General features: G+C 72.2%; 23 protein-coding genes. 10 read left to right on the top strand and 13 right to left on the bottom strand.

What is annotated here, in order from left to right:
• The first annotated feature begins 48 nt into the window (after positions 1-48).
• The 3 genes from PV682_RS23630 (at position 49) to PV682_RS23620 (ending at position 2,289) form a co-directional block, all read left to right on the top strand.
• Positions 49-1,092 (top strand): MBL fold metallo-hydrolase, encoded by a 1,044-nt coding sequence (locus tag PV682_RS23630; RefSeq protein WP_319733006.1) that lies wholly within the window; start codon positions 49-51, stop codon positions 1,090-1,092.
• Positions 1,093-1,236: 144 nt separating this feature from the next.
• Entirely contained in the window at positions 1,237-1,581 is a 345-nt protein-coding gene (locus PV682_RS23625) for a hypothetical protein (RefSeq protein ID WP_319733004.1), read from the top strand.
• A gap of 282 nt (positions 1,582-1,863) precedes the next feature.
• Positions 1,864-2,289 carry an aggregation-promoting factor C-terminal-like domain-containing protein gene (locus tag PV682_RS23620; protein ID WP_319733002.1) on the top strand — a complete coding sequence of 142 codons (426 nt, stop codon included), beginning with the start codon at positions 1,864-1,866 and terminating at the stop codon, positions 2,287-2,289.
• Positions 2,290-2,301: 12 nt separating this feature from the next.
• Here the strand turns inward: PV682_RS23620 and PV682_RS23615 are convergent, their stop codons facing one another.
• Positions 2,302-3,537 carry a cytochrome P450 gene (locus PV682_RS23615; protein WP_319733000.1) on the bottom strand — a complete coding sequence of 412 codons (1,236 nt, stop codon included), beginning with the start codon at positions 3,535-3,537 and terminating at the stop codon, positions 2,302-2,304.
• A 166-nt stretch (positions 3,538-3,703) separates the two neighbouring features.
• Between PV682_RS23615 and PV682_RS23610 the strand changes: the two genes are divergently transcribed.
• Positions 3,704-4,873, top strand: coding sequence for a steroid 3-ketoacyl-CoA thiolase (locus PV682_RS23610; protein WP_319732998.1), 1,170 nt, complete (start codon positions 3,704-3,706; stop codon positions 4,871-4,873).
• On the opposite strand, the gene PV682_RS23605 is transcribed toward PV682_RS23610, so the two are convergent.
• Positions 4,861-5,052, bottom strand: a complete 192-nt coding sequence (locus PV682_RS23605; RefSeq protein WP_319732996.1) for a DUF397 domain-containing protein — start codon at positions 5,050-5,052, stop codon at positions 4,861-4,863. The two genes, PV682_RS23610 and PV682_RS23605, sit on opposite strands and share 13 nt — an antisense overlap.
• Positions 5,021-5,860, bottom strand: coding sequence for a helix-turn-helix domain-containing protein (locus PV682_RS23600; RefSeq protein WP_319732994.1), 840 nt, complete (start codon positions 5,858-5,860; stop codon positions 5,021-5,023). The genes PV682_RS23605 and PV682_RS23600 overlap by 32 nt, the downstream gene beginning before the upstream one ends.
• A gap of 103 nt (positions 5,861-5,963) precedes the next feature.
• Between PV682_RS23600 and PV682_RS23595 the strand changes: the two genes are divergently transcribed.
• Positions 5,964-6,392, top strand: a complete 429-nt coding sequence (locus PV682_RS23595) for an ATP-binding protein (RefSeq protein WP_319732992.1) — start codon at positions 5,964-5,966, stop codon at positions 6,390-6,392.
• Between the two features lie 58 nt (positions 6,393-6,450).
• Here the strand turns inward: PV682_RS23595 and PV682_RS23590 are convergent, their stop codons facing one another.
• Entirely contained in the window at positions 6,451-8,517 is a 2,067-nt protein-coding gene (locus PV682_RS23590) for a bifunctional glycosyltransferase 87/phosphatase PAP2 family protein (protein WP_319732990.1), read from the bottom strand.
• A 446-nt stretch (positions 8,518-8,963) separates the two neighbouring features.
• Between PV682_RS23590 and PV682_RS23585 the strand changes: the two genes are divergently transcribed.
• Both PV682_RS23585 and PV682_RS23580 read left to right on the top strand, forming a co-directional pair.
• Positions 8,964-11,243, top strand: coding sequence for a DUF2330 domain-containing protein (locus PV682_RS23585; RefSeq protein ID WP_319732988.1), 2,280 nt, complete (start codon positions 8,964-8,966; stop codon positions 11,241-11,243).
• A 127-nt stretch (positions 11,244-11,370) separates the two neighbouring features.
• Positions 11,371-12,042 carry an O-methyltransferase gene (locus PV682_RS23580; protein WP_112477207.1) on the top strand — a complete coding sequence of 224 codons (672 nt, stop codon included), beginning with the start codon at positions 11,371-11,373 and terminating at the stop codon, positions 12,040-12,042.
• A 197-nt stretch (positions 12,043-12,239) separates the two neighbouring features.
• Here the strand turns inward: PV682_RS23580 and PV682_RS23575 are convergent, their stop codons facing one another.
• From PV682_RS23575 to lxmK, 5 genes are all read right to left on the bottom strand, one after another.
• On the bottom strand, positions 12,240-12,980 hold the full coding sequence (locus tag PV682_RS23575; protein WP_319732986.1) for a glucose 1-dehydrogenase: 741 nt from the start codon (positions 12,978-12,980) through the stop codon (positions 12,240-12,242).
• Positions 12,981-13,877: an aminoglycoside phosphotransferase/kinase family protein gene (locus PV682_RS23570; protein WP_319732984.1), complete on the bottom strand. Its 897-nt coding sequence runs from the start codon at positions 13,875-13,877 to the stop codon at positions 12,981-12,983.
• Between the two features lie 72 nt (positions 13,878-13,949).
• Positions 13,950-14,114: a hypothetical protein gene (locus PV682_RS23565; RefSeq protein ID WP_159031256.1), complete on the bottom strand. Its 165-nt coding sequence runs from the start codon at positions 14,112-14,114 to the stop codon at positions 13,950-13,952.
• A gap of 60 nt (positions 14,115-14,174) precedes the next feature.
• Positions 14,175-15,080, bottom strand: a complete 906-nt coding sequence (locus PV682_RS23560) for a T3SS effector HopA1 family protein (protein ID WP_319732981.1) — start codon at positions 15,078-15,080, stop codon at positions 14,175-14,177.
• On the bottom strand, positions 15,077-16,105 hold the full coding sequence (gene lxmK / locus PV682_RS23555) for a class V lanthionine synthetase subunit LxmK (RefSeq protein WP_319732979.1): 1,029 nt from the start codon (positions 16,103-16,105) through the stop codon (positions 15,077-15,079). The genes PV682_RS23560 and lxmK overlap by 4 nt, the downstream gene beginning before the upstream one ends.
• 124 nt (positions 16,106-16,229) lie before the next feature.
• Between lxmK and PV682_RS23550 the strand changes: the two genes are divergently transcribed.
• Positions 16,230-17,219 (top strand): ArsR/SmtB family transcription factor, encoded by a 990-nt coding sequence (locus tag PV682_RS23550; protein ID WP_319732977.1) that lies wholly within the window; start codon positions 16,230-16,232, stop codon positions 17,217-17,219.
• Between the two features lie 13 nt (positions 17,220-17,232).
• Here PV682_RS23550 and PV682_RS23545 read toward each other — a convergent pair whose 3' ends face one another.
• Entirely contained in the window at positions 17,233-17,625 is a 393-nt protein-coding gene (locus tag PV682_RS23545; RefSeq protein ID WP_109363465.1) for a hypothetical protein, read from the bottom strand.
• 143 nt (positions 17,626-17,768) lie between these two features.
• Here PV682_RS23545 and PV682_RS23540 point away from each other — a divergent pair, with 143 nt between their 5' ends.
• Positions 17,769-18,203, top strand: coding sequence for a DnaJ family domain-containing protein (locus PV682_RS23540; RefSeq protein WP_319732973.1), 435 nt, complete (start codon positions 17,769-17,771; stop codon positions 18,201-18,203).
• Positions 18,204-18,258: 55 nt separating this feature from the next.
• Here the strand turns inward: PV682_RS23540 and PV682_RS23535 are convergent, their stop codons facing one another.
• Both PV682_RS23535 and PV682_RS23530 read right to left on the bottom strand, forming a co-directional pair.
• Positions 18,259-18,723 carry a hypothetical protein gene (locus PV682_RS23535; RefSeq protein WP_319732971.1) on the bottom strand — a complete coding sequence of 155 codons (465 nt, stop codon included), beginning with the start codon at positions 18,721-18,723 and terminating at the stop codon, positions 18,259-18,261.
• A gap of 34 nt (positions 18,724-18,757) precedes the next feature.
• Positions 18,758-19,408: a hypothetical protein gene (locus tag PV682_RS23530; protein WP_319732969.1), complete on the bottom strand. Its 651-nt coding sequence runs from the start codon at positions 19,406-19,408 to the stop codon at positions 18,758-18,760.
• A gap of 125 nt (positions 19,409-19,533) precedes the next feature.
• On the opposite strand from PV682_RS23530, the gene PV682_RS23525 reads away from it, so the two are divergent.
• Complete coding sequence (locus tag PV682_RS23525) at positions 19,534-20,025, top strand: GNAT family N-acetyltransferase (RefSeq protein WP_319732967.1); 492 nt, start codon at positions 19,534-19,536, stop codon at positions 20,023-20,025.
• Positions 20,026-20,050: 25 nt separating this feature from the next.
• On the opposite strand, the gene PV682_RS23520 is transcribed toward PV682_RS23525, so the two are convergent.
• Positions 20,051-22,072, bottom strand: a complete 2,022-nt coding sequence (locus PV682_RS23520) for an MDR family MFS transporter (RefSeq protein ID WP_319732965.1) — start codon at positions 22,070-22,072, stop codon at positions 20,051-20,053.
• Between the last annotated feature and the right edge of the window lie 90 nt (positions 22,073-22,162).

Raw genomic sequence — 22,162 nt, 5'->3', positions numbered from 1 at the left:
CTAGTTATAGTGAGCAATGGCCACGGCGCGGCGGCATGCGGAGGGCACATGACGGGGACCGGCACGAAGGCGTACGACCACGGCGGCGGCGTCCGCTCCCTCCAAGTCCCCATCCCTGACAACCCGTTGGGCCACACGCTGGTGTACGTCGTGGACACGGACGCCGGACCGGTGCTCGTGGACACCGGCTGGGACGATCCGGCGTCGTGGGACACCCTCGTCCAGGGCCTCGCCGACTGCGGTACGTCCGTGGCGGAGCTGACCGGCGTCGTCGTCACCCACCACCACCCCGACCACCACGGCCTCTCCGGCAGAGTGCGGGACGCGTCGGGCGCGTGGATCGCGATGCACGAGGCGGACGCGGCGATCGTCCGCCGCACCCGGGAGACGCGGCCGGAGCGCTGGTACACGTACATGGCGGCGAAGCTGACGGCGGCGGGCGCGCCCGAGGAGCATGTGGCGCCGCTGCGCGAGGCCCCGCGCCGGCCGCTTCCCGGGTTCTCCCCGGCGGTCCCGGACCGGGAGATCGTCCCCGGCGAGCTGCTCCCCCTGCCCGGCCGCCGCCTGCGCGCGATCTGGACGCCGGGGCACACGCCCGGTCACGTCTGCCTGCACCTGGAGGAGGCCCACCCGCACGACCTCCCCGGCACGGGCCGCCTCTTCTCCGGCGATCACCTCCTTCCCGAGATCACTCCCCACATCGGCCTGTACGAGGACCCGGACGACGCGACCGTCACGGACCCGCTCGGTGACTACCTCGACTCCCTGGAACGGATAGCCCGCCTCACCCCCTCCGAGATCCTCCCCGCCCACCAGCACACGTTCACCGACGCCCCGGCCCGCGTCCAGGCCCTGCTGGACCACCACGACCAGCGGCTTTCAGCATTGCAGGCGCTACTGACAACGCCCCTCACGCCGTGGCAGCTGGCGGTGCGAATGGAGTGGAACCGGCCGTGGGCCCAGATCCCGTACGGCTCCCGGAACATCGCGGTGTCGGAGGCGGAAGCGCACGTCAGGCGCCTGGTGAAGCTGGGCCGCGTGGAGGCGGTGCCGGGGAGCGACCCGGTGACGTACGTGGCCGTCGCGACGTAAACGTACGGAACACGATCCTTCGTCCGAGTGAGTACCGGCATGACCCGGTTCGGCCTGGGCAGGTCTGCCGCCGTAACACTCGTCACTCTCCGCAGCTTCATGCCTCCCATGGGTCACGGAGAGACCGCGAAAGGAACCGCGCACATGCGCATGCGTACCGCCCTGGCCGCCGGCGTCGGGGCTCTCGCCCTGATCGTCACCGTCCCCACCTCCGCGTCGGCGGCCGACGGCGCCTTCCTCTACGCCTACAGCGGCCTGGACGGCTCCGACCAGATCGCCATCCTGGAGGACCCGGCGAGCGGGGACTGCATCACGCTGCCCGAGGTGGCGAACCCGAGCTCCAGCTCGCCCGCGCGCTACGCGTACAACGACACGCGCTCCACGGCCGTGGTGTTCGAGAACCCGGACTGCACGGGTGAGGCGACCGCACTGGTGCCGCACTCCGGAGGGGGCGAGAGCACGGAGTTCCGGTCGGTCACTTTCAGCTAGAAAGTCCCGAAATATGCCGTTGACCGGTGAACCACCCCACGTGACCCGGGTCACCTACGAAGCCGGTTCGTAGCTCCGGACGCAGGTCACACGGCAATGAGTCACCTCAAATGCGACGAAACCTAGTAAAGGAGGTGTTTGCGGGTGCCCCCCGCCGCCTGCTTCTCTGGTTGACGTCGCACGGCGCCGACAAGCCCCCACGGGCCTCGGCGCCGACGCTTTGCCGGAGGTGAGACTCCCCCGGCGCGAGCGACCGCCCTGTCCCCGAAGAAAAAGGTCCCTGTGTCTTTCGCCGCCCTCCGCAGCATCACCCGGTCCCCGAAGAAGGCCCTCACGACCGCCGCCGTGGCCACCGCCGCCGCCGGCCTGGCCCTCACCGCGGCCCCCGCCCACGCGGCGACCGCGACCGCGGACTCCGCCGCCGAGGCGCGGACGATCGCGAAGCAGCTGATCCCGGACACGGCGCAGTACGACGCGTTCGCGCACATCGTCGAGCACGAGTCCGGCTGGGACGTCGACGCGACGAACTCCTCCTCCGGCGCCTACGGCCTCGTCCAGGCCCTCCCCGGCTCGAAGATGGCGTCCGCCGGCGCCGACTGGAAGACGAACGCCGCCACGCAGATCAAGTGGGGCCTCCAGTACATGAATTCGCGGTACGGCAGCCCGGCCGCGGCGTGGAACTTCTGGCAGGCGAACGGCTGGTACTGACCGGCCTTCCGGTCAACTGGCGCTGACCTTCAGCTCCTTGACGCCGTTGATCCACGCCGACCGCAGCCGCCGCGGGTCCTCCACCAGCCGGATTCCCGGCATCGCGTCGGCGACGGCGTTGAAGATCAGGTCGATCTCCAGTACGGCCAGCGACTTGCCCAGGCAGTAATGCGGACCCCCGCCTCCGAACCCGAGGTGGGGGTTCGGGTCTCTCATGATGTCGAACTGGCCGGGATTCTCGAAGACTTCGGGGTCGTGGTTGGCGGAGGCGTAGAACAGCCCCACCCGTTCGCCCTTCTTGATCTGCTTCCCGCCCAACTCCGTGTCCTGCGTGGCCGTTCGCTGGAACGACACGACAGGGGTGGCCCAGCGGACGACCTCCTCGGCCATGGTCGAAGGGCGTTCGCGGCAGTACAGCTCCCACTGGTCGGGGTGGGTCAGGAACGCGTGCATGCCGTGCGTGATCGCGTTGCGGGTCGTCTCGTTCCCGGCGACCGCCAGCATCAGCACGAAGAAGCCGAACTCGTCGGAGTTCAGGTTCCCTTCGTCCTCGGCGGCGACCAGCGTCGACACGATGTCCCGCGCCGGGCACTTCTTGCGCTCGCCGGCCATGTCCATCGCGTAGGCGATGATCTCGGCGGCCGACTGCTGGCCCACCTCCTCCGTCACGGCGAACTCGGGGTCGTCGTAGGCGATCATCTTGTTGGACCAGTCGAAGACCCGCGCCCGGTCGTCCTGGGGGATGCCGATCAGCTCGGCAATCGCCTGGAGGGGGAGTTCGCAGGCGACCTGGGTGACGAAGTCGAAGGGGTCCGCGCTGCCGCGTACGAGCTCGACGATGTCGTACGCGCGCGTGCGCAGCCTCTCCTCCAGCGCGCGGATCGACCGTGGCGTGAAGCCCCGTTGGACGATCTGCCGGACCCTCGTGTGCTCCGGCGGGTCCATGTTCAGCATGATCAGGCGCTGCGCCTCGATGGACGCGCGGTCGATGTGGTCGTTGAAGCGGATGATCGCGGTGTTGACGGAGGACGAGAAGAGTTCGGGGTGCGTCGAGACGTACCGGACGTCGGCGTGCCGGGTCACGGCCCAGTACCCCTCGTCCTGGAAGCCGGCGACGTTGCCCGACTGCGGTATCCAGCGCACCGGTTCGACGCTGCGCAGGTCGGCGAACTCCGGCAGGGGGACACGGGCGTGCAGCAGGTCGGGGTCGGTGAAGTCGAAGCCTTCGGGAAGCGCTGGACAGGGCATGGGACAGCTCCCGCCATCTGACGGCTCATCAGAAATAGGTGCGGAGACCGTAGTTCAGCGGGCTTGAGGCTGCAAGACCCTTGCGGTGACGTACGCCACATCCGCAGACTGGCAGGCGGAACTAGAACACGTACTAGTTACTCGGCCCCGGAAGGAATCCGCACCCATGGCCGCCGAACCCGTGATCGTGGAAGCAGTCCGCACCCCCATCGGCAAGCGCGGAGGCGCGCTCGCCAACCTCCACCCCGCCTACCTGCTCGGCGAGACGTACCGTGAACTCCTCGGCCGTACCGGCATTCCCGCCGACGCGGTCGAGCAGATCGTCGGCGGCGCGGTGACCCAGGCCGGCGAGCAGTCCGCCAACCCCGTGCGGACCGCCTGGCTGACCATGGGCCTGCCGTACGAGACCGCCGCGACGACCGTCAACTGCCAGTGCGGGTCCTCCCAGCAGGCCTCGCACATGACCGCGAACATGATCGCCGCCGGGGTCATCGACGTCGGGGTGAGCTGCGGCGTCGAGGCCATGTCGCGGGTGCCGCTGGGCTCCGCGTCCAAGCACGGGCCCGGGAAGCCGTTCCCCGACGAGTGGAACGTCGACCTGCCCAACCAGTTCGAGGCCGCCGAACGCATCGCCCGGCGGCGGGAGTTGACGCGCGAGGACGTCGACGGGCTGGGCGTGCTGTCCCAGCAGCGGGCGGCGGACGCGTGGTCGGAGGAGCGGTTCAAGCGCGAGACGTTCGGCGTGCAGGTGCCGACCACCGAGGAGGAACAGGCCGCCGGGCAGGGGATGTGGCGGCTCGTGGACCGCGACGAGGGGCTGCGCGACACGTCACTTGAGGCGCTCGCGGGGCTGAAACCCATCATGCCGACGGCCGTTCACACGGCGGGGAACTCCTCGCAGATCAGCGACGGGGCCGCCGCGATCATGTGGGCGTCCAAACGGATGGCCCGGGCGCTGAAGTTGAAGCCCCGGGCTCGGATCGTCGCGCAGGCGTTGGTCGGTGCCGATCCGCACTACCACCTCGACGGGCCGATCGACGCGACGCACGCGGTGCTGGGCAAGGCCGGGATGACACTGAAGGACATCGACCTCGTGGAGATCAACGAGGCGTTCGCGTCAGTGGTGTTGAGCTGGGCGCGGGTGTTCGGGCAGGACCTGGCGAAGGTCAACGTCAACGGGGGTGCGATCGCCCTCGGGCATCCGGTGGGGGCGACCGGGGCTCGGCTCATCACGACAGCGCTTCATGAACTGGAGCGGGCCGACAAGGAGTTCGCGATGGTCGTCATGTGTGCGGGGGGTGCGCTGGCCACGGGGACGATTCTTCAGCGGCTCTGAGTCCAGGTCAGGAACTCCGAGAACGCCGTGGGGTGGAGGGAGAGGTGGGGGCCTGCGGGGTTCTTGGAGTCGCGGACGGCGATACGGGGGAAGGGAGTCGAGGCGATCTCTACACAATCGCCGCCCTGGTCACTGCTGTAGCTGGACTTACGCCACAGAATCTCCGCGCTCCGCGCCATAGCGTTCCTCCATCACCCGCCGCATCAACTCCGCCGAGTCCTTGATGGAGAGTGCGGCGGCTTGGAGATGATCGTAACGGAGCGAGCAGTCTTCGACGGTGTCCGGGTTGGCCGTCGGATGCCCGTCGCCGTACCCCTCGGTGTAGACGATGTCGGGGTCGTCAGCGAAGCGGTAGAGGTTGAACGACCCTGTCAGTCCCGCGTGCGCGCCGGCCGTGAACGGCAGGATCTGCACGTTGATCCGGGGGTTGTCCTCGAAGGACAACAGATGCGCCAGTTGCTCCCGCATGATCTCGCGTCCGCCGATCTCCTGGTAGAGCGCGGCTTCACTGACGATCGCCCAGAAGACGGGCGGGTGCTCCTTCACCAGGATGTGCTGGCGGGCGAGCCGGGCGGTCGTGCGGTTGTCGAGGTCGACCTGGTCGAGGGTGCCGAGCGTGGCGCGCGCGTACGCCGGGGTCTGGAGGAGGCCGTGGATCATGCCGATCTGGAACGTCAGGATCTCGACCGCCCGCGCCTCCAACTCCGCCACCTGCTGGAACCACGACGGCAGTTGGGAGCGCAGGACAAGAATGACCAGCCGTGAGAAGAAACCGTCCGTGTTCAGTGCCGCGTCGATCCGCTGGCTGAACTCCAGTGTGGGGACCTTGCGCGCGTTCTCGATCTGGCCGATGAGGGAACCCGTGTAGTTGACGACGTCACCCAGCTGACCCTGCGTCATCCCGGACGCCTCGCGGAAGCGGCGCAGCTCGAAGCCGTAGTAGTCGAGCGGCGACGCACCCGGGTCGAGAACGTTGATGTGGGTCACCCAAGTCCCCTCTCTGGCAAGAAGTTTCGAATTCCCGCGAACAAACCGACAGGTTGTATTCGCGTGGTAGCCCAGAGTAGGGAAGAGGGTCCACGCTCGTACCGTGAACGAACACTTTCCCCCCTTCCTGGTGGGTCCCCTCTTCCCCACGTACTGCATGATCCTCAGGGTCGGCGACCACTCCCCGCGCCACATCCGCCGCATCACGCGCACGCTGCTGAAGGAGTGGCGCACGGAAGAGGTCACGGACGCCGTGGAGTTGGCCCTCACGGAACTGGTCACGAACGTCCACCGCCACGTCCCCGACCGCCGCTGCCAGATCCTGATCCTCCGCCAGCCGAACGCGATCCGCGTGGAGGTGACGGACCCCTGCCCCCAACTCCCCACCCCGACCCGAGACTTGCCCCTGGACGCCGAGTCCGGCCGGGGTCTGGTCCTGGTGGACGCCCTCACGGACAAGTGGGGAGTGGACCCGGTCGGGCCCCTCGGCAAGACGGTGTGGTTCGAGTGCGCGACGCCGATGGACCTGTGAACCCTGCCTCACGACGGGAGCCGGGCTCGGCACCTACGAGATGAGCCCGGCGCACCCGTCAGCCAGGAGAAGGTGCCGCAACCGTTCTCTCCGGTTCCCTGTCCTGTTCCTCGGGCGCGGTCTTCACCGCCGTCCGGGCGCGGGGCCCCATGAACGCGTACGACAGCCCGAACCCGGCAAGGACGACGACCGCGCCGCCCGCCGCGTCCAGGACCCAGTGGTTGCCCGTGGCGACGATGGCCGAGACCGTGAAGAAGGGGTGCAGGAGGCCCAGGGCCTTCATCCACCACTTCGGGGCCACGATCGCGATGACGAGGCCGCACCAGAGGGACCAGCCGAAGTGGAGGGACGGCATGGCGGCGTACTGGTTGGTGAGGGCCGTCAACGTGCCGTAGTCCGGTTTGGAGAAGTCCTGGACGCCGTGGACGGTGTCGATGATGCCGAGGGAGGGCATCAGGCGCGGGGGCGCGAGGGGGTAGAGCCAGAAGCCGACCAGGGCCAGGAGCGTGGCGAAGCCGAGGGAGGCTCGGGCCCAGCGGTAGTCGACGGGGCGGCGCCAGTAGAGGACCGCGAGGACCGTCAGCGGGACGACGAAGTGGAACGACTCGTAGTAGAAGTCGAAGTAGTTGCGCAGCCAGGAGACGCCGACGACCCAGTGGTTGACGGCGTGCTCGATGTCGATGTGCAGGAAGCGCTCGATGTCGAGGATCTGCTGCCCGTGCTCCTCCGCGCGCACGCGCCCGCCGGAGTTCGTGCCGCCGGTGGCCGCGAGGCGGACCTTCTGGTACGCCGCGTAGGTGACGCGGATGAGGAGCAGTTCGAGGAGGAGGTTCGGCCGGGACAGCACGCGCCGCATGAACGGCAGCAGCGGCACCCAGGAGAAGCGCGCGGGCACGGGCGCGGCGTACTGCGTGGGCGTCGGCGCGGCGTACAGCGGGTCCTTGCGGGACAGGAACGGCAGGAACGTGGCGGCGGCGATCGCGGCGAACAGGACGATGTTGTCGCGGACGGGGTACAGGGCGGCCATGTTCGGCAGCATCATCTTCGCGGGCAGCGTCATCACCAGGACGACGGCGACGGGCCACACGTACCGGTCGGAGGCCCGCTTCCCGACCCGCCCGACGACGGCGAGCAGCACCCACAGCAGCTGGTGCTGCCAGGTGGTGGGCGACACGGCGATGGCGGCGCACCCGGTGATCGCGACGGCGAGCAGCAACTGGCCGTCCCGCGCGTAGCGCACGGCACGGCGCACCCCGAGAACGGCGACGGCGGCGCCGAGCGCAAGGAACAGGCCGATTTCGAGCGGCCCGTTCACCCCGAGGCGCAGCAGCGCGCCGTGTAGGGACTGGTTCGCGAGGTCGTCGGCCTTGCCGCCGAGCCCGGTGCCGGCGATGTGGTGGACCCAGTACGTGTACGAGTCGTGCGGCATCGCGGCCCAGGCGAGCAGCGTGGCCGCGCCGAACGTGCCGACGGCCGTCGCCGCCGCCCGGCGTCTGCGCGTGAACCACAGGAGCGCGGCGAAGAGCAGGACGGTCGGCTGGAGGGCCGCGGCGACGCCGATGAGGACGCCGCCGGCGTACTTCCCGCGCGCGACGAAGCAGCCGAGGAGGACCAGCAGCACCGGGATGATGCTGGTCTGGCCGAGCCACAGGGTGTTGCGGACGGGCAGGGAGAGCATCAGGAGGCTGATGGCGACGGGGGCCGCGAGGAGGGCCGTACGGCGGCTCACGGGCTGCGGGAGGGCGCGCGCGGCGACGACGCCGAGGGCGGCGACCAGCAGCAGCGTGCCGAACGTCCAGCCCCAGCCGAGGGCCTGTTCCGCGGCCTTCGTGAGGGGCTTGAGGACGAGGCCGCCGAAGGGGGTGCCGGTGAACTGGGTGGAGTCGTACAGCGAGCCGTTGACGTGCAGCACGCCGTTCTGGCCGACCCAGGTCTCCAGGTCGGTCAGGCGCTCCCCGCGCGGGGTCGACAGGACGGCCGCGACCTGCCGTACGGCGAGGACCGCCACGAGCAGCCACAGGCCGATGCGGGCCGCGCGCAGACGCGCCTGTCGTGCGTCCGCGGGGTCGACGGCACTCGCCCCGAAGGGTTCCGCCGGTCGCCCGCTGTGCTCCGCATTCGCCACGGCTGGTAGGCCTCCCGCCCCGTTCGTTCGATCCCGCTTGTCTGGTGGTTCTCCCGGAGGCCCACCAGGGGTTTCCTCCGGACGAACCCTACGGGCACGCCTCTCCCCCTGACAGAGACGCAGGTCACCCCTGCTTCACCTGGCAGCCCTTCTCCTTTTGTCCGGAAGACGATAGTGCGTGTCCGGGCAGGTCGCGCCCTCGGGGGCTGTTTTCGCCCGTCTCATGGGCGGGATTTGAATCGGCGCCGAACGGAAGCCCCGCCGCGCCCGTACCGTCGTAGACCCGCGCGGGTCACAGCACTACGAGTAGTGACGGATGACTACGGAGGGCTTCGGGCATGGTGGTCGGTTTTCCGTGGAGACGACCGGGAGCGGCGAAAGGTTCATCCCCGTCCTTACGCGCGCGTGCGCTGGCCGCTCTTCTGCTGCCGGCCGTTCTCCTGCCGGTGGCTCCCGCGTACGCGGGCGGGGCGCTGATCACCGGGGACGACCGGCGCGCGGCGGTCACCCGGGAGGTCTCCGTCGTCCGGTGGGACGGCGCGCGCGAGCACATCGTGACCCGGCTGACCGTCGCGGGCGACGCGCCGGACGCGGGGTGGTTGTCGCCGGTCCCCGCGCGGACGTCGGTGAAGCCGGGCGACCCCGCCCTGTTCGACCAGCCGGCGTCGGCCACGGTCCCCTCGTACCGCACCCGGCTGCACTTCTGGCCGCAGGACGGCGACTGGCCCTTCACGTCCGGTGCCGACCGGGGCCCCGGGCCTCCCCCGCCGGGTCCGCGCCCCGGTGTCGGCGTCGTCGCCGGCCAGCGGCTCGGCCCGTTCACGGTGATCCGCCTCTCCCCCACCGACCCGCTGTCCGCGTGGCCGCGCGCGGGCGGTTTCGCCCTTCCCGCGGGCCTCCAGGACGCCCTGCGGCCGTACGTGGCGCTGCGTCGGCAGTACGTCGCGATCAAGCCGACCCCGGCCGCGTACGGCGCCCTCAGGGCCGCCCCCCTGGGCCCCCTGCTCGTCACGTTCGCCGCGCAGGCGCCGGTGCACCCGATGCGGCCGGCCTCGACGCCGGTGTCCCTGTCGCTGTATGTCCTCTCGGCGCCCCGCATGGAGCCGGTCTCCGCGATCGGCGACTCGCGCCTGCGCGTGACGTACGGGGGGCGGGTGCGGGCAACCGACGGCCTTCTGTCGACGTTCGCCCGCGAAACCCCCTACCTGACGGCTGTCGCCCAGGACGTCGCCACGCCCATCACCACCGACCCCGGCCTGCGCCGCGCCGCTTCCGACGCGCCCGTGCGGCAGGTCGTGTACGCCGACCGCCTGCGCACGCTCGCGGGGGTACCGGCGTGGCTTCTCGCGGTGGCGGCGGTGATCCTCGCGGTGGGCGGGGCGGCGATCCGTCTCGCGGTGCGGGGGCATCGGGTGGGGTGGGGGGAGCGGGGGGAGCGGGCGGGGGAACGTGACCGGGCGGGGCGGGGCGACCGTGCAGGTCAAGGGGGCCGCGCGGGGCAGGGCGACTCCGCAGGGCGGGGGAGCTGGGCAGGGCGGGGTGATCACCTGGAGCGGGGTGACCGCGCAGTGCCGGGCGACCGAGTGGGGGCGGGCGACCGAGTGGGGGCGGGGGACCGAGTGGGGGCGGGGGACCGCGCGATGCCGGGTAGCCACGGGGAGCAGGGGGGCCGCGCAGCGCGGGGCAGTCACTCGGAGCCGGGTCACCATCCAGTGCAGGGCAGCCACTCGGAACAGGGTCACCGCGCGCGTGCGCAGGCACGGCCGGGTGCGCAGGCCCGGCCGGGTGCGGGGGGCCGGCGCTGGTTCCTGGGGCGTGTCCCCACTTCCACCTCTTCTGAAGGGAGCACGACAGCAATGACCGGCACGACGGAGGAGACCCCGATGAGCGGCCTCAGCGCGCGGGTGGCCGACGCGTTGGGGGCGCTCCGCGCACGCGTGGGGGGTGGCGGCGCTCCGCGCGCGGGTGCGGTGCCGCCGATGCCGACGGAGGCACCGACCGTCGGGGTTCCGGCGGCGCCGGGGACGAGCGGGGTTCCGCCGATGCCGAGGACGGCGCCGGCGGTGGGCGCCGGCTTCGCCGTGGAAGGGGCGCCGTCGGCCGGGAGCCCTTGGTGGCCGGATCAGGCGCCCGCGCGCGGCGGCACCTCGATGCCGTACGCCGCCGGAATGCCTCCCCTCCCGGAGGAGGCACCGGCGACCGGGATTCCGCCCAGGCCGAGGACGGCACCGACCGGTGGCCCGGACGGAGCGTCGTGGGGTGACGCCACGGAACGGACGTCCGGCGCCGGGGTCCCGCCGATGCCGGACGCCGCTCCGACGGTCGGGGTTGCGCCGTTCCCGGAGACGCCGATGGCGGGTGGGGTGCCGCCCGTCGCGGGGGCCAGGTCGACGACCACGGTCGGGATTCCGCCGTTCCCGGAAACGCCCCCGGCAGGTGGGGTGCCGCCCGTCGCGGAGGCCGGGGCGACCGGCGCGGGCCGCGCGGTGTTCGACGTGCCGCCGGTCCCCCGGTCCGCGCCGCGTGTGCCTCCGATGCCGAGTGCCGCGCCGTACGCCGCGCCCACGCCGTCGGCGGACGGCGGTACGGCGCACCTCTTCGCGTCCCCCAGGGCTCTCCACAAGTACCCCTTCTGCGCACCGCCGTTGAACCAGAACACGTACGGCGCCCGGCACAGGCACCGCCGGGTGCAGCAGGTGCCGGGGCAGGGCAGGGGTACCGGCTGAGGGGCTGGGCCGCACGGCGTCCGGATGCGCCGAACGGGTGAAAGCGCCGGCTCGGACCACGGGTCGGGAACCTCGGCGGTGGTGACGGCCGTTGGGCGGATCAGACAGCGTGGAGAGGCAGGGGACGATGAGCGACGAGCAGCTCTGGGCATCGGTGGACGGGTACTTCGAGGAGGAACTGGGGCTGAGGGACGAGGTGTTGACGGCGGCGCTGCGGGAGAGCGAGGCGGCGGGGCTCCCGCCGATCAGCGTCTCGGCCGGTCAGGGGAAGCTGCTCCGGCTCCTCGCCGAGCTCCAGGGGGCCCGGCGGATCCTGGAGATCGGGACGCTGGGGGGTTACAGCACGATCTGCCTGGCGCGGGCGCTCCCCGAGGACGGCCGCCTCGTCACGCTGGAGTACAGCCGCAAGCACGCGGACGTCGCCGAGCGGAACATCGCGCGGGCCGGCCTCGACAAGATCGTGGAGGTCCGCGTGGGCGAGGCCCTGACGTCCCTCCCGCTGCTGGCCGACGAGAACCCGCCGCCCTTCGACCTGGTCTTCATCGACGCGGACAAGGCGAACAACCCGCACTACGTCGAGTGGGCCCTGAAACTCACCAGCGCGGGCGCCCTGATCATCGTCGACAACGTCGTCAGGGGCGGCCGGGTGATCGACGCGGACGACCCGGCGGCCGACGTCCAGGGCACGCGCGCGGCCCTGCACCTGATCGCCACCCACCCCCGCCTGACCGGCACGGCGATCCAGACGGTCGGCACCAAGGGGTACGACGGCTTCGCCCTGGCAAGGGTCCTGCCCTGAGGACCCGCCCCGGGGGACGCGGCGAGGTGCCCGGGGCCCCCGCCACACGGGCCCCCGCCGCCCCGCCGCCCCACCTCGCGCCCTGGCGGCACTCCCACCGGGCGGGACTCGGCATCACCTCCGCCCTCACCTCCAAGGCCCCCGCCGCCACGACCCCCCTCGCCGCCCCGAACCCCCTCCCCCCGAAACCCCCCGCCTCAGCGGAACCCCCCGTTCACCGCGATCGTCTGCCCCGTGACGAACGCCGCGTCGTCCCCGGCGAGGAAGGCGACCACCCCCGCGATGTCGGACCCGCGCCCGAGGCGCCGGAGCGGGGTCACGGCGGCGAGGGCCTCGCGGGCCCGCTCCCCGTGCAGCGCGCGCAGCATGTCCGTGTCGACGGTGCCGGGCGAGATCGCGTTGACGGTGATCCCCCGGGGCCCGAGCTCGTGCGCGGCGGTGGTCGTGAACCGTTCGAGCGCGGCCTTGCTCCCGGCGTACACGGCGGCTCCGGGCGCCGACAGCGAGGTGGCGATGCTGGAGATGTTGATGATGCGCCCGCCCTCGCCGAGCACCTCCTGGGCGCACTGCATGATGAAGAAGGGCGCCCGCGCGTTGACGGCCATGACGCGCTCGTAGTGCGCCTCGTCGGCGTCGGCGATGGCGATCTGCTCGGACTCGGCGGCGTTGTTGACGACGATGTCGAGACCGCCCAGCAGCTCCCCGGCGCGGGCCATGAAGGCGCGGACCTGCTCCAGGTCGGCGAGGTCGGCGCCGACGGTGTACGCCGTTCCGCCGGCCGCCCGGATCTCCTCGGCGCAGGACTTCGCGGCGGCCTCGCCCTGGTGGTAGCCGACCACGACGGCCGCCCCGTCGGCGGCGAGCCGCAGCGCGATCGCCCTGCCGACGCCCCGGGAGGCCCCGGTGACGACGGCCTTCCTGCCGTTCAAGACGCTCATTCAGTTCCTCCGGTCGAGCGGGACGATGGTGTCGCCGTCCACCAGGTCGGGCAGAGCGGCGAGTTGTTCGTCGAAGACGGCGTTGTCCCCGAGGTGGCCGCTGATGCTGCGCAGCCGGTGCACGCGCCGGAGCACGGCGGCGCGCTCCACGTCGGCGCGCGGGAAACCGTCCCCGTACCCGGCGGTGAACGCGTCCCACAGGACGCCGTAGCCGAGGTTGTCCGGCGCCCGGTGCGCCCCGCGCGAGGCGACCGCGACGGACGTGGACAGGGCCTCGGCGAGCGTGCCGAGGTCGAGCGCGGGAGGCCCGTACCCGGCCTCGGCGCTGACGAGGACGTGCGCGCTCCGGTCGCGCCGGTCGACGACGATCACCCCGGGCGACAGCGTCCCGAGCAGTACCCCGCCGGGCGCGGACAGATGAGCCGCCCACTGCGCGAGCCGCGTGGAGCGTTCCTCGCCGATCCGCCGCACCAGGCGCGCCGCCACCGGGTCGGGCCGTTCGGCGAGCCAGCGGGCCAGTCCGTCGAGCCAGGGCACGGTGCCGTGAACCCCGTCGGCGACCGCGTGCAGCCCGCGCACCGCGTCGCCCACGCGCCAGACGACGTCCGCGTACTGCCTGGGCAGAGCGCTCCCCGCGAGCAGGTGCCAGCCGATGCTGACGGAGTCGGGCAGGACCTGCGCGAACCCGCCCTCGGGCAAGGGCTCGGGCACGGCGAACCGGACGCCCTCGGTGCCCGCCCGGGCGAAGACGTCCCGCAGCCCGTCCGGCACCGCACCGGCCGCCTTGATCGCGCTCCGGCCGGGCACCCGGTGCCAGCGGAAGCGGTGCGGGCCTTCCCGCAGGACGTGTGTGGTCGACGCGGGGGTGCCGTACGAGACGACGACCTGTCCGGACATGCCGGTGCCTTTCGTCGGGTGGTGCTCGGGGGCCCGGCCCGGACCGGGCCCCCGAGCGTGTGCCGGCTTCGACTAGCAGTCGAAGATCAGCGTGGTGGTGGTGATGACGGGCGTCGCGGTGGTGATGGACGCCGTGGTCTCCGGGCCCTCGACGCCCGCGACCTGGGCGACCTGGTCGCCGTCGGTGTAGGTGCGGTAGCCGCGGACCAGGTTCTCGGCCGGGTTCTCGATCTTCATGGTGTTCTCCTCCGTTGGTTTTCCGGTTCTCCCGCCCGCCGAGGTCCGGCGGGCGGGAAGTCACAGGGCGGGGCAGGGGCTGTCGAGGTTGCGGTGGGGCAGCGCCGGGTCCGCGCCGGCGGCCCGCAGCGCCCGCGCGAGGGCTTCGGCGACGGGGATGCCGTACCGCGCGTGGTCGACGAGACCGTCGGCGCAGGCGCGTGCGCGGTGCTGGCCGAAGCTCGGCTGCCGGGCGGCGCCCGCGCGCGGGGCGGGGTCCCAGGCGAGGGAGAGGCCGGGGGCGAGGGCCCGCGTGAACGGCGAGACCGGGTCGGCCAGGTCGAGCGGGGTGCCGGCGACGGTGTCGACGGCGCGCTCCGCCTCGTCGGTGACGTAGACGACCATGGCGTCCCTGCGGGGGTACCGGTCCGGGTGGGAGAGGATCTTCGCCCGGTACGGCAGCCCCTCCCCCTCCAGCCGGCGCAGCACCGCGCCCCACACCGCCGGGGCGGCCCCCGCGTCCGGCACGTGCAGGTAGAGCCGCAGGACGGGACCGCCCTGCGCGCGGGGCAGCCGCGACCCGACCACGGACAGGAAGCCGGGGGACAACGACGGCCGGTACGGCGGCAGTTCGACGGTGGTGCCGTCCCGCGTGCCCACCCGCGCGCGCGGGACCCGCACCCGGAGCCCGGCCAGGACGACGGTCGCCTCCTCGCCGTCCTCCGACAGCAGGCGGGTGGGGACGCGGACGGCCGGGTGCGGGACGGCGGCCTTCAGCTCCGCCTCCAGCGCCGGGTCCACGAGGTCGCGGGGGTGCACGGCGGCCGGGCGCGCCCCTTGGTGGAACGTCCGGTACAGCTCCTCGGCGAGCCGGGCGCGCAGTTCGTTCAGGGTGCGCGCGCCGATCTCGGTGCCGGCGACGCGCGCGGTGAGGTTCGGTACGTCGACGTCGGTCGCGCCGGTGACGGTGGCGAGGGTGCCGGTCACAGCGCCTCCAGGCCCAGGACGCCGACGTACGCGGCGGGGCGCGTCAGCGCCGTACGGCCGACGCCGACCGCCGCGCGGTGCACGGGCGTGAGTTCGGCGCCGTACGCCGCCGCGGCCATCACGCGGTCGAGGAGGTGCCAGCCGGCGAAGGCGACCGCGCGGCGGGCGAGGTCGCGGTCGCGGCCGGGGCGCACCGCGCGGTAGCCGCGGGTGAACGCCTCCAGCGTGGGGAGCGCCTCCTGGAGGTTGCGCACGCCCCTCGCGACGATCTCGTCGTCCGCGCCGGCCGTGTCGATCTCCTCGGCGGCGATGCCGACGATGCCGCGGTGCAGGAACTCGCCGGCCGTGGTGCCGAGGTCGCGCGCGGCGTCGCCGTACCGGAATTCCTCCCAGTCCGTGACGACCAGTTGTCCGTCGGCGACGAGTATCTGATCGAGGCGGAGATCCGCGTGGATGGGAACCCGCGGTGCTATTTCCTCGTCTTTCCTGAGATTCGCGACCGCTTCTTTCAGGTGGTCGTCGCCCTGGAGAATGCGCCAGAGTTCGATGAGGCCGCCGCTGCTTTCCAGGTACTGGGCCGCCGAGAGGGCGGAGAAGACGCGGACCGAGGGCATCGGGAGCGGGCGGCGGTCGAGGTGGTCCGGGGTGAAACGGGCCGTGTGGAGTTCGCCGAGCGCGGCGCCGAGGGCGTGGGCGAGCGCGGGAGTGAATTCGCCCGCGGTCACCGCGTCGGCCGCCGTGCGGGCGTCGCGGACCCAGCGGGTCAGGTGGACACGGCGGTCCGGGTCGGCCGCGAGGACGGCAGGCCAGCGCAGGTGGTGCCAGGTCAGGGCCTGTGCGAGGTCCTCAAGGCGGGCGCCGTGCGCCGCGTGCGGGCCGGTGACGCGCTTGGCGAACACGTCGGTCCCGCTGGTCGTGCGTCCCGCCATGTTCGGATTGCGTCCTGGATAGGTCACCACGGTGTCCGAGACGAATTCCCCGTACCCCCGCTGTCTCACGAATTCTGCTATCTCCGCGTCGGGCATGGCTCGACTCTCGCAAATGCCTTTCGGCGCGGACAAGCCTTTCGAAGATCTTCAAAAAGTCTTGTGGGCGCAACCGGCGGAGTTCTTCGGGCGTCTGATCACGTGCAGACGAACGGGGGGTTCGATGGCCACGTATTCACAGCTCTGTCTCGGTGACATGTCCGAGATCCGGATGCAATTCGTTCCGCATCCGGGAGCGAGCCTGCTTTCCCTGACGGCGGACCTGTACGGCGACCGCCGCCACGCCGTGCCGCCGGCGGCGCGCGACGCCGTACGGCGCCGGGTGCCCGCGCACGTGCGCGAGACCCTGCGTCCACTGTTCGCGCCCGGGCATCCGGCGATCCCCGACTGCCTGACGCCGACCGCTTCCATGTCCCGCGACGGCGCCGAGCACCATCTGGAGCAGCTTCTCGACCTGCCCGCCGACGCCCTTCTGACGGCCCTGGAGGAGGAGTTCGCGGGGGCGCCGCCCGAGCAGTGGCGGCCGGTCGTCGACCGGCCCGGGCGGTGGCTGGAGCGGTACGGGGCGGTGATGCGGGCGCTGTGGGAGGCGGTACGGCCGGTGTGGCGGGCGGCGCAGGAGGGGCTGCGGCGGGAGGCGGAGCGGGTGGGCGGCGCGCTGGTCCTGGGCCGGCCGGACGCGGTCCTGTCCACCCTGGGCCCCCGCTACCGCTACACCGACTCCGTCCTCCACCTCTCCGACGGCCACCCCGAGACGTTCACCCTGGACGGCCGGCGCGTCATCCTCGTCCCCGTCGTCTCGGGCGGCTCGGCCTCCCTCTTCGCCCTGGACCACCCGGACTTCGTCTGGGTCGGCTACCCGCTGCCCGGCCTGCGGACCCTGTGGTCCCCCGCCGCGCCACCCGCCCCCTCGCCCACCGATCCCGCCCGCCTGCTCCTCGGCGACGCCCGGTCCGCCATCCTGCGCGCGACCACCCGCCCCACGGCCATGGGCGACCTCGCGACCGCCCTGCGCTACGCCCCCGCAACGCTCTCCCACCACTGCGCCCGCCTCGAAGACGCGGGCCTCGTCCAGCGCCGCCGCGAGGGCCAGTACGTCGTGGTCCACCGCTCACCCCTGGGCAGCGAACTCCTCGACCTGCTCGGCGCGTAGCCGCCCACCGCTGTCAACCCTCGTGGTAGAAGCCCACGTTCACGCTGCGTGGGCTCGTGCGGTCGGTGATGATGATTTCGCCGGAGCCGCCTCGGGGGAGGGTGACGGTGCCGCCGTAGGGGATCGGCTGGGCGTACTGGCCGGAGACCAGGCGGACTTCGGAGGAGGGGTCGTCCTGGGAGCCGCGGAGCCAGGTGACCTGCCAGGTGGCTTCGGGGCCGCAGAGGAATTCGAGGTGGACCCGGGAGACGAAGAGCCAGTCCTGGGGGGTCGCGAGGCGGCAGACGGTGGTGTCGCGGCCCACCCGCAGCACCGCCCCCGGCTCGCTGTCCGCGTCGGCCATGAGCATCCCTGCCGTGGCCCCCTCCTCGACCGCGGAGACGGAGGCCATGGTGAGTTCGAGCACGTGCGTTCCCCTTGTGTCCGCCGGACGGTCCGCCCGACATGTCCCAACCCCCCGGACACCTACGTCACAGCGTCCGAAACGGCATTGCACAGCGGCGGAAATGATAAATCGCCCGGCGACACCGCGTCCGGCACAATGGACGCATGACCGAGCGAAAGCCACCGGGCGTGCCGTTCGACTCCTGGGTGGACAGGCAGATCCAGGACGCGCAGGCGCGCGGGGAGTTCGACGGGCTGACGGGCGCGGGCAAGCCGCTGCCGGACGGTGCGGACTCCTCGTACGACGAACTCTGGTGGATCAAGCGGAAGATGGCCCGCGAGGGCTGGTCCGTGCTCCCGCCGGCGCTGGCGCTGCGCAAGGAGGCGGAGGACGCGCTCGCGGCGGCCTTGGCGGCCCCGTCGGAGTACGCGGTCCGCAAGATCCTCACCGAAGTCAACGCGAAGATCCGGGACATGATGTTCCGTCCGCCGCCGGGACCGCCGCTCGGCAAGAAGCCGTACGACGTGGAGGCGGTCGTCGAGGAGTGGCGCGCGCGCCGGAACACGCCCCCGGCGGACACCGAACGCCCCGCGCCCTGAGGGGACTTGGGTGGGCGCCGGGCCGCTGTACGGCGGCTCCGGCGCCCAACTCCCCTCACACGTGCAGCAACCGCTCGCACAGCTCCCGGTAGTCCCGCAGAGCGAGCCGCAGTTGCTCGGTGTCGCCCGTCGCCGGAGCCCCGCCGTCCCCGGCCTGCCAGGCCCCGCGTACGGTCCGCCGCCTGCGCGTGATCGCCTCGGTGAACCGTATCGCCAGCTCCTCCAGCACTTGATCGGCCTCGGCGACGGCTTCCCGGGGCTCGTCGACGAACCCGGCGAGCGCGTGCCGCATCCTCAGCTCCAGCTTGTCGCACTCGTCGCGGGGGATCAGCGGCGAGCCGTACCCCTTCTCACGGGTCTCCCCGCTCTTCACCGGCGCCGCGGCGGGCGCGCCCGCGGACGTTCCCGTGGGCATCCCCGTCGGCGTCTTCGCGGGTACGGCCGTGGCTTCCGGCGGATCCCCGGCGCCCGTGCGCCCCTGCGGCACGCCCTTGCGCGGCGTTCCCGTCTCCTCGCTCATCCCGCACCCCTCCTGTCTCGTCCTGTCCCGGCCCTCACTTGGCCTGAATCCGCTGGAACACCGCCGGTACACGACTGCTCCGGCCGGTACGCGCCCCGTCCTTGTCACGGCCCTTGTCGCGCGAGGCGGCGCGGGGCGCGCGGGCCGGCGCCTTCGGTGCGCCGATCAACTCCCCGAACAGCGCCCGGGCTTCGAGGACGGCCCGGCGCGCGTCCTCCGTGTCCGCGCCGCGCTCGCCGACCACGTGCCGCACGTGCCGGTACCCGTCGACGTGCCCGGCGTGGTGCACGGCCAGCGCCGCGACCTGCTCGTCGAAGTCCTCGGCCCGCGGATACCCTCGCGCGCCCGCCAACTCCCCGAGCAGCTGGTCCACTTCGGCGGCGGCCTCCCGGGGCGACTCCACGAACCGCTCCTGCGCGGCCCGCCACCGCTCCCGGAACTTCTCCTGCTCCCCGGCTTCGAGGGGCCGCTCCCGCAGACCTCCGTGGCGTTCGACGAGAGCCGTCAACTCCCGTTCGGCGGCCCGGACATCCCCGTCGTGCCGGGCCACGGCCCGCCCGTACTCGGGCCCGAACCGCCGCTTCAAGGACCCTCCGCCCTGGGTGCGGCGCACTCCGAGGAAACCCGCCGCGGCGACGACGAGCACGCCGACGACGATCAGAACGACGATCACGCCTGTGGACATGGCTGCCTTCCGGTGTCTCGGCCCAACGGGCCGGTTCCCCTTCCGGGTTGCCCGGAACCCGGCACACAAACGGCCGCTCCGTATATCGCTTGCGCCCCCGCCCGGCCGCGTCCGGAGAATGTCCCATGCCCTGGACGATCACCCCGGAACTCCCCGACTCCCCCGCCGCGCGGGCCCTGTGGCGCGCGTACTACACGGAGGTGAGCGACCGCTGGTACCTCCGCCACGAGGACCGCACCACCGACCCCGCCGAGCTGGAGCGCGAGATCCACGCCCGCCCCGGCACCGAACTCGCCCCGCCGCAGGGCACGTTGCTGGTGGGCCGGTACGACGGTGAGGCGGCCGGTACGGCGGGGGTGCGCTTCCTGGCGCCGGACACGGCCGAGTTGACCCGCGTCTTCGTGCTCCCGGAGCTGCGGGGCAAGGGTGGGGCGGCGCTCCTGGTGGGCGCGGCGGAGGACGCCGCCCGGGAGTTCGGGGCCGCGCGCCTGATCCTGGACACGCGCAGCGACCTGGTGGAGGCGAGGGCGCTGTACGCGCGGCTGGGGTACACGGAGACGGAGCGGCACAACGACGACCAGTACGCCGAGCACTGGTTCACGAAGGCCCTCGGCTGAGACTAGGGCCCAACCGGCCTCGCGTTCACGCCCGTTGCGGCTGCTCCCGCACCGACCCGCACAGCTCCCCGGTCAACTCCCGTACCAGTCGCACCAGATCGGTCGGCCGGTCGGGCCCCCACCAGTCCCCCAGCATCTCCGCGAGCGACTCCTCCCGTGCCTCGGCGAGCCGTTCGGCGGCCTCGCGTCCCCGCGCGGTGAGCCGCAGCTCCGTCCCCTCGCGCCGGGCGAGCCCGCTCTCCTCGATCTGCCGGGCCCCCTCGATGATCACGGCGAGCGGTACGGGGCTCTGGTCCGCGAGCCGGCCCGGCTCGACGCTGCCGTACTTCCTGATCCGCAGCAGGATCCAACTCGCCGCCGGCAGCAGGTCGTACCCCGCGCGGGCGGTGATCGTGCGGTACACCTCCCGGCGTCCCTCGCGCGTGCCGAGGACGGACAGCGCCCGGCACACCTCGTCGTACGAGGACCGCTCGACGGGGTTGCTGGCGAGGGTCTGGGTGACGTCGGGCGCGGTCACCGAGGAGCGGAGCTTGTCCTCCTTGAGGAACCAGGCGAGGACGAAGCCGAGCAGGGCGACGGGCGCGGCGTACAGGAACACGTCGGTGATGGAGGAGGCGTAGGCGTGGAGGGCGGGTGGCCTGAGCTGGGGCGGGAGTTGGGCGATGCCGCGCGGGTCGGACTTCAGCGCGTCGGCGGTGAACCCCGCCGGAAGCCCTTCAACTCCCTTGAAAGCGGAGGTGAGTTTGTCGGAGAGGCGGCTCGCGAAGAGCGTGCCGAACACGGCGACGCCGAAGGACGCGCCGATCGACCGGAAGAAGGTCGCGCCGGACGTGGCGACGCCCAAGTCCTCGTAGGACACGGCATTCTGGACGATCAGGACGAGCACCTGCATGACGAGGCCGAGCCCGAGGCCGAAGACGAAGAAGTACGCGCTCATCTCGCCGGTCGGGCTGGACTCGTCGAGGCGGTGCAGGAGGAGCAGGCCGATGGTGGTGACGGCGGTCCCGGCGACGGGGAACACCTTCCAGCGGCCGGTGCGGCTGACGATCTGGCCGGAGAGGGTCGAGGAGATCAGCAGCCCGGCGACCATCGGCAGCATGTGGACGCCGGACATGGTCGGCGAGACGCCCTGCACGACCTGGAGGAACGTCGGCAGGTAGGTCATCGCGCCGAACATCGCGAACCCGACGATGAAGCTGATGACGGCGGAGAGCGTGAAGGTGCGGACGGCGAACAGCTTCAGCGGCAACACCGGCTCGGCGGCCCGGCGTTCGACGGCGACGAAGGCGGCGGCGAGGACGACTCCCAGCACCAGCAGGCCGATCACCGGGAACGAGGCCCACGCCCACGTCGTCCCGCCGAGGGAGGCGACCAGGACGAGGCAGGTGGCGACGGAGGCGATCAGGAAGGTGCCGAGGTAGTCGATGACGTGGCGGGTGGTGCGGCGCGGGATGTGCAGGACGGCCGCGATGACGGCGAGCGCGACGACGCCGACGGGGAGGTTGACGTAGAACACCCAGCGCCAGCTGAGGTGTTCGGTGAACACGCCGCCGAGCAGCGGGCCCAGGACGCTCGTCGCGCCGAAGACCGCGCCGAACAGGCCCTGGTAGCGCCCGCGTTCGCGGGGCGGGACGAGGTCGCCGACGATCGCCATCGACAGGACGATCAACCCGCCGCCGCCCAGGCCCTGGAGTGCCCGGAAAGCGATCAACTGCGGCATGTTCTGGGCGGTTCCGCAGAGAGCGGAACCGATCAGGAAGAGCACGATCGCCGTCTGGAACAGTCGTTTTCGGCCGTACTGGTCACCGAGTTTTCCCCACAAGGGGGTTGCCGCGGTGGAGGCGAGGAGGTAGGCGGTCACCACCCAGGAGAGGTGTTCCAGGCCGCCGAGGTCGCTGACGATCGTGGGGAGCGCCGTGGAGACGATCGTCTGGTCGAGAGCCGCCAGCAGCATGCCCAGCAGCAGGGCACCGATCGACACCATGACGTTTCCGCCAACGTGTTCGCGGTGCGGATCCGCCGCGGCCGTCCGCGCGTCCAAGGCCATGGAGACCTCCCTCGGCTCTCGTGTCCCTTCCATGGTGGTCGGTGTCACCCGGAACGGCCTGTCGAAGCATGCGGGAGAGGATTTCCGGCC

The organism is Streptomyces niveiscabiei, assembly GCF_033794345.1.
In the GTDB taxonomy this organism is placed as follows: Bacteria; Actinomycetota; Actinomycetes; order Streptomycetales; family Streptomycetaceae; genus Streptomyces; species Streptomyces niveiscabiei.
Note: the sequence above shows the minus strand (reverse complement) of the source record. Positions and strands in the feature narration are given on the sequence as shown.

What these genes read in the sequence shown, in the direction of transcription:
- PV682_RS23535 (WP_319732971.1), bottom strand. Translation starts at nt 18,723, where the DNA reads ATGAGCGAGGAGACGGGAACGCCGCGCAAGGGCGTGCCGCAGGGGCGC.
- PV682_RS23520 (WP_319732965.1), bottom strand. Translation starts at nt 22,072, where the DNA reads ATGGCCTTGGACGCGCGGACGGCCGCGGCGGATCCGCACCGCGAACAC.
- PV682_RS23630 (WP_319733006.1), top strand. Translation starts at nt 49, where the DNA reads ATGACGGGGACCGGCACGAAGGCGTACGACCACGGCGGCGGCGTCCGC.
- PV682_RS23525 (WP_319732967.1), top strand. Translation starts at nt 19,534, where the DNA reads ATGCCCTGGACGATCACCCCGGAACTCCCCGACTCCCCCGCCGCGCGG.
- PV682_RS23565 (WP_159031256.1), bottom strand. Translation starts at nt 14,114, where the DNA reads ATGAAGATCGAGAACCCGGCCGAGAACCTGGTCCGCGGCTACCGCACC.
- lxmK (WP_319732979.1), bottom strand. Translation starts at nt 16,105, where the DNA reads ATGCCCGACGCGGAGATAGCAGAATTCGTGAGACAGCGGGGGTACGGG.
- PV682_RS23625 (WP_319733004.1), top strand. Translation starts at nt 1,237, where the DNA reads ATGCGCATGCGTACCGCCCTGGCCGCCGGCGTCGGGGCTCTCGCCCTG.
- PV682_RS23580 (WP_112477207.1), top strand. Translation starts at nt 11,371, where the DNA reads ATGAGCGACGAGCAGCTCTGGGCATCGGTGGACGGGTACTTCGAGGAG.
- PV682_RS23575 (WP_319732986.1), bottom strand. Translation starts at nt 12,980, where the DNA reads ATGAGCGTCTTGAACGGCAGGAAGGCCGTCGTCACCGGGGCCTCCCGG.
- PV682_RS23530 (WP_319732969.1), bottom strand. Translation starts at nt 19,408, where the DNA reads ATGTCCACAGGCGTGATCGTCGTTCTGATCGTCGTCGGCGTGCTCGTC.
- PV682_RS23570 (WP_319732984.1), bottom strand. Translation starts at nt 13,877, where the DNA reads ATGTCCGGACAGGTCGTCGTCTCGTACGGCACCCCCGCGTCGACCACA.
- PV682_RS23540 (WP_319732973.1), top strand. Translation starts at nt 17,769, where the DNA reads ATGACCGAGCGAAAGCCACCGGGCGTGCCGTTCGACTCCTGGGTGGAC.
- PV682_RS23610 (WP_319732998.1), top strand. Translation starts at nt 3,704, where the DNA reads ATGGCCGCCGAACCCGTGATCGTGGAAGCAGTCCGCACCCCCATCGGC.
- PV682_RS23615 (WP_319733000.1), bottom strand. Translation starts at nt 3,537, where the DNA reads ATGCCCTGTCCAGCGCTTCCCGAAGGCTTCGACTTCACCGACCCCGAC.
- PV682_RS23605 (WP_319732996.1), bottom strand. Translation starts at nt 5,052, where the DNA reads ATGGCGCGGAGCGCGGAGATTCTGTGGCGTAAGTCCAGCTACAGCAGT.
- PV682_RS23550 (WP_319732977.1), top strand. Translation starts at nt 16,230, where the DNA reads ATGGCCACGTATTCACAGCTCTGTCTCGGTGACATGTCCGAGATCCGG.